Consider the following 5,118-nt stretch of genomic DNA (forward strand, 5'->3'; position numbering starts at 1 on the left):
ATATCTGGGCGTGCGGAGCTGGTTTGCGCGGCCCGTGCCGGGTACGCATGGGGAAAGAGACGCTTCGCTCGCGCTGTGTCGCCCAGGGCACCCCGAGTCACCCCACAGCACGTCTACAAAACATCACCGATCACAACGTAGCGTGATCTCTGCGCGGCCCTGGGACAGGTAGGGGTTGGTGGCGGTAGCACCGGCGTTGTTGCCCATGACGGCATTGCCCATGACGGCATTGCCAATAACGGCATTGTCGACGACCAACAGCCACCGGCGATGAGGTCGACCGGTGCGCAACGCCTCGGCCGCCGCGGCAGCCGCTGCCTCGTCCCCCTCCACGCGGGCGAGTCCCAGCTGGGCCGCGAGGGCGGCGAGGCCGGCGACGACCTCCGTCATCTTGTCGCCGCGGATCCACCAGACCAGGTCGTAGGCGTGGCTGTACCGGTAGGCGAACTCCACGACGAGCTCCGTCTTGCCGACCCCGCCCAGGCCATGCACCACCTGGGCCCGCACCCCCGGCACAGGGGAACCGGGGCCGGGCACGGCCCGGTCGAAGCCCGTCAGTCGCGCGCGCAGCTCGGCGAGTTCGGATGCACGCCCGACAAAGCGGGGGTTGCGCACCAGTTCCGGCGGCAGCCCCCACACGAGCGGGGGCCGACCCGGATACCGCGCTGCCCGTTCGGACTCGTCCGCCGCCGCGGGCACGTCACGGGTGTCGCGGGTGGGGAGCGGCGTGGGATTGACCGACCGCACCTGCCCTGTCACGGCGGCGCGTATCCCGTCCAGCAGCCGGGCGCGAGCGGCTGCGGCGGCGCCCGGCCCGGCCAGGTCGGTCAGGTCGATCCAGGTGAGGCTGCCGAGCAGGCCGAGCGTGCCGGGCTCGCACGGCTCGACCTGCACCGGAATCAGCCGGCGTCCCCGCCCGCCCATGTCCGCCGCCCAGATCGCCTGCCACTGCGCCGCCGCGCCGACCGAGGCGAGATAGGCCGGGGTCAGCACCGCCAGGAGCCGGCCCGCGGTGGTCAGTCCCGCCTGGACGAGCGCAGGCCAGTTCGACCCGGGGACGAAGTCCCATGCCTCGAGCAGCACGCGGCGGCCGGCGCTCTCCAGGGTGTCCGCGATCCACTCCGCCCACGCCTGGTCGACGCCGGCGTAGGAGACGAAGAAGTCCACCGTCTTCCCGGCGTCGTGGGTGGTATCCGTGCCAGCCGGGTTCATCGGCTGGCCACCCGGACGCCCCGCCAGTCGAGAGGTGAAGGCCGGGATCAGGCGTTGGGCGGCAGGTCGGTGCCGGCACCACGCTGACGTAGCGCGACCCGCTCCAGGCCCGCGCCCACGGCCACAGCCGCCTCGGCGTCGGTGTCGGTGTCGGTGTCGAGGCCTTCCACCGTGAATCCCGCCTCGGCGATCATCTTCAGGTCCTGGTGGCCCTCCTGACCCTCACTGGTCAGGTAGTCACCGAGGAAGATGGAGTTCACCACCGAGAGGGCGAGGGGCTGCATCGAGCCGAGATGAATCTCCCGGCCGCCCGAGAGCCGCACCTCGGCCGTGGGGTTGACGAACCGGACCATGGCGAGAATGCGCAGGCACTGCCGGGGGTTGAGATTCCACTCCGCCCCCAGGGGCGTGCCCTCGAATGGCATGAGGAAGTTGACCGGGATGGAGTCCGGGGCGAGCTCGCGCAGCGCGAAGGCGACGTCGACGAGGTCCTCGTCGCTCTCCCCCATGCCGGCGATGATACCCGAGCAGGGTGAGAGGCCGGCGTGCCTGGCTTCCTGCACCGTGTCGACCCGGTCGTTGTAGGTGTGCGTCGTGCAGATGTCTGCGTACTTCTCACCGGCCGTGTTCAGGTTGTGGTTGTAGGCGTCCGCACCGGCCGCCCGCAGCTGTGCGGCCTGCCCGTCGGACAGCAGGCCGAGGCACGCGCACACCTCCACGTCCGGATGCGCGGTCTTGATCGCGCCGATCGTGTCCGCCACGCGGTCGACGTCCCGGTCCGTCGGCCCGCGGCCGCTCGCGACCAGGCACACCCGGCGGGCACCGCCCGAGATGCCGGCGCCGGCCGTCGCGGCGGCCTCCTCGGGCTTGAGCCAGGTGTACTTCAGGATTCCCGTGTTCGAACCGAGCCGCTGCGAGCAATAGGAACAGTCCTCCGGACAGAGTCCGCTCTTGAGGTTCACCAGAAAGTTCAGCTTGACACGCCTGCCGAAGTACCTCCGCCGGAGCCGGTAGGCGGCGGCGACAACGTCCAAGAGATCGTCGTCGTCACTGCGCAGGACGGCCAGGGCCTCGTCCCGGGTCGGAGCCTGACCACTCACCCCCTTGCTGACAAGGCTGTTCAGAGTGGCTGACAGGTCCATGTCCGTCATCCTCGATCCTCTGCTGGCACGGCGGGCACTGGCGGGCGGCGGAAACCTGCGGGTGATCGTCCTTCCGCCGCGTCCACACTCTCATCGTTGCCTTGATCGGAACCAGCGATCGCCCACGCCGGGGCGGGGGTACGGCCGGGGTTGCCCGGACGTGGACGTGGCCAACCGGCGCCGGCGGGCAGGAAGGGGAGGATGGGTATGTGGCGACTGGATCCCGGGTGGAGGAGAACGACGCGTGCGTGTCGGGCGACAGCGTCGCCGGCGCCCACCCCACACCGACCGAACCAGCGACTGGACCTTCGAGTGGAAACTGGACCTTCGACCGGAAAGTGAGGCCCACCAGTGAGCCCGCAAGGATCCGACTCCGACGTCGTGACGGTGCCGCGTGACGCGGCGTCACCACAGACGGTGTCGCGTGACACCGCGTCGGTCCCGCCCGCCGACGAGGTCGTGCTCCTCGACGCCGAACGCCGCCCCTGCGGGACGGCGCCGCGGATCGCCGTGCACGGCCTCGACACCCCCCTGCACCTGGCGTTCTCGTCCTACCTTTTCGACCCGTCCGGCAGGCTGCTCGTCACCCGCCGGGCGCTCGACAAGCGGACCTGGCCGGGGGTGTGGACGAACAGCTGCTGTGGGCATCCCCGCCCAGGCGAGGATCTGGCGCGGGCCGTCGAGCGCCGGGTAGGCCAGGAACTCCGCCTGGAGTTGACCGACCTGCACTGCGCGCTGCCGGACTTCGCCTACCGCGCCACCGCCGCCGACGGTCTCGTGGAGAACGAGGTCTGCCCGGTCTACGTGGCGCGGGCGCTCGGGGACCCGGATCCGGACCCGGCCGAGCTGGTCGAGTGGCGCTGGGTCGAGTGGGACGACTACCGCCGGGTGGCCGCCGCCGCGCCCTGGGCGCTAAGCCCCTGGTCGGTCGACCAGATGGCGGCGTTCAGCGCGGCGGCCCATCCGCTGACCGCCGCGCTCTCCCTCGTCTCCGGCGGAACCCACGCCTGAGCCGGCCATCCGGCGAGCCGACCCTCCGTCCTGTTCCGGAGGGCATCCTGTTCCGGAGGGGTTGCCGTGCCGGCGCTGACGCCCGGGGCCACCGAACCGCGGATGGTCCCGGACGCCGCGCGACCGTCCGCCGCCGGCCCCGACCCGGGGGTCCGTGGCGACGACGACACCGCGACGCGGGTGGCAGGAGCACGGCGTCAGTCCACGGCACCCCTCCGCGTCACGGCATCCCGGACATGGTCGATGACCGAGGCGATCGGACCTACCGTCCACTGCTTGGCGGTCGAACCGGCAGCTGACGGGTGCGGATGGGTGGGAGCGAACTTCTCCGCCGTCCGAAGCCGACGGCCCATGCTTTCCAGCTGCCTGGCGTCGCGGGCCGCGTGCACCCGGGGGAACTCCTCGTTTTCCTCATGCTCGGCATGGTCGACAACGGCCCGTTCGAAGTCCGCCAGCTTCGCATCGAACTCGGCGCTACCGACATCCATCTTCTCCAGCGCCAGCAGCACGCGGGTGGCCTCGTCCTCCTCGTGGTTGCGCGCCTCGGCCACCCGGCTGTCGATCTTCTTCGTAACCGGCCGCACGACCATCTCCTCGGCGGTCTCGTGCGCGGCGAGCAACGCCCGCAGCTCGTCGAACGCCCGGCGCTTGTGCTCGCCCGTCGCCGACTTCACGTCCGCGAACAGCTCGCGGATGCGGGCGTGCTGTTCGAGCAGGACTCCCACGACGTCGTCGTGGGAGAACTGCGCCGCTCGGCCGCCGTCGAACCCAGCGTCATTGATCGGCATGATGTCCTCCTCATCACGGTCCGCCCATCGAGACCTCGATGTCGGCGTGCCCCGAGAGGGCACTCGAAATCGCGCGGCATCGAGGACGCCCGACCGGCGGGGCCCAACCGACACGTTGGGCTCGTCAACCTGCCCCGGCCGGATCGGGGTACCGAGAGTGCCCCGATCCGGCCGGGGCAGCTCGCCGCCTACCGACGTCCCCAATTGGGGCCAGTACGAAGTAGCCACCTGAACGGCCCCATGAGTAGCTCATAATTCCTAGTAACCCGTCGGCGCGATGACGGTGAGTTGATGCCTGGGAGCACCTGCGCCGTCCGGTCACGCCGCACCGGTCACGCCGACCGGCGCGTACGACGGAATAACGCCGATACCCTCCCAAAGACACGTATAGTGATAATTCCTGGCGTCCAGGCTTGAGCCGAAGCTTGAACCGAAGGCGACCGGCCGAGGCATGCCCCTCGCATCGCGGGATTCGGCCGGCGCCGTTGCCGGGAGGCAATGGCTCCCTCGGTCGGCAGGACCGGCTCGATACGATGCGCCTCGGGTCGATCATCCGACCAGCCGTGCCGGGCGGACGGATACCCCTTTTCGGCCATAGCCACAGGTCCCGCAATGGCCACAGGTCCCGCAATCTCCAGGCCTTTGGCCCCGCCGGGGCCGCCGGGGCCGCCGGGCCGCCGGGCCGCCGCATCCGGCGGATGATCGGACCAGGCCGCGGTTGCGGGCCCGGGACGGGCACTCGGGCCGAGGCCCTGACCAGGAGAAGCGGTCAGCGTCTACGGCGTGTCGTGAGAAGTCCGCAACCGGTCCGGATCTGCCGCGGACGGGCCGGCGCGGCAGGTCTGGACCGGGTGGGACGCCACGCGCCGTCTCCGTCCCCGTCGCCGTGACGTTTCCGGCCCACCGCAGGGGGTGAAGCAGGGCTGCGCGAAGGTCGCGTGGTGTGACGGTCTGCTGCGTTAAGT

The 5,118-nt window shown here is 70.8% G+C and carries 4 protein-coding genes; 1 reads left to right on the forward strand and 3 read right to left on the reverse strand.

Annotated elements, in window-relative coordinates; all coding sequences use genetic code 11:
• Positions 1-123: 123 nt before the first annotated feature.
• Complete coding sequence (locus AC08ON_RS15995) at positions 124-1,212, reverse strand: toll/interleukin-1 receptor domain-containing protein (protein ID WP_476617255.1); 1,089 nt, start codon at positions 1,210-1,212, stop codon at positions 124-126.
• Between the two features lie 47 nt (positions 1,213-1,259).
• Positions 1,260-2,363: a biotin synthase BioB gene (bioB, locus tag AC08ON_RS16000; protein WP_476617256.1), complete on the reverse strand. Its 1,104-nt coding sequence runs from the start codon at positions 2,361-2,363 to the stop codon at positions 1,260-1,262.
• A gap of 372 nt (positions 2,364-2,735) precedes the next feature.
• Between bioB and idi the strand changes: the two genes are divergently transcribed.
• Positions 2,736-3,365 carry an isopentenyl-diphosphate Delta-isomerase gene (gene idi, locus AC08ON_RS16005; RefSeq protein ID WP_476617257.1) on the forward strand — a complete coding sequence of 210 codons (630 nt, stop codon included), beginning with the start codon at positions 2,736-2,738 and terminating at the stop codon, positions 3,363-3,365.
• Positions 3,366-3,562: 197 nt separating this feature from the next.
• Here idi and AC08ON_RS16010 read toward each other — a convergent pair whose 3' ends face one another.
• Positions 3,563-4,153: a hemerythrin domain-containing protein gene (locus AC08ON_RS16010; RefSeq protein ID WP_476608359.1), complete on the reverse strand. Its 591-nt coding sequence runs from the start codon at positions 4,151-4,153 to the stop codon at positions 3,563-3,565.
• Positions 4,154-5,118: the final 965 nt, after the last annotated feature.

It is taken from the genome of Frankia sp. CoWAU3, assembly GCF_977971855.1.

What these genes read in the sequence shown, in the direction of transcription:
- AC08ON_RS16010 (WP_476608359.1), bottom strand. Translation starts at nt 4,153, where the DNA reads ATGCCGATCAATGACGCTGGGTTCGACGGCGGCCGAGCGGCGCAGTTC.
- AC08ON_RS15995 (WP_476617255.1), bottom strand. Translation starts at nt 1,212, where the DNA reads ATGAACCCGGCTGGCACGGATACCACCCACGACGCCGGGAAGACGGTG.
- bioB (WP_476617256.1), bottom strand. Translation starts at nt 2,363, where the DNA reads ATGACGGACATGGACCTGTCAGCCACTCTGAACAGCCTTGTCAGCAAG.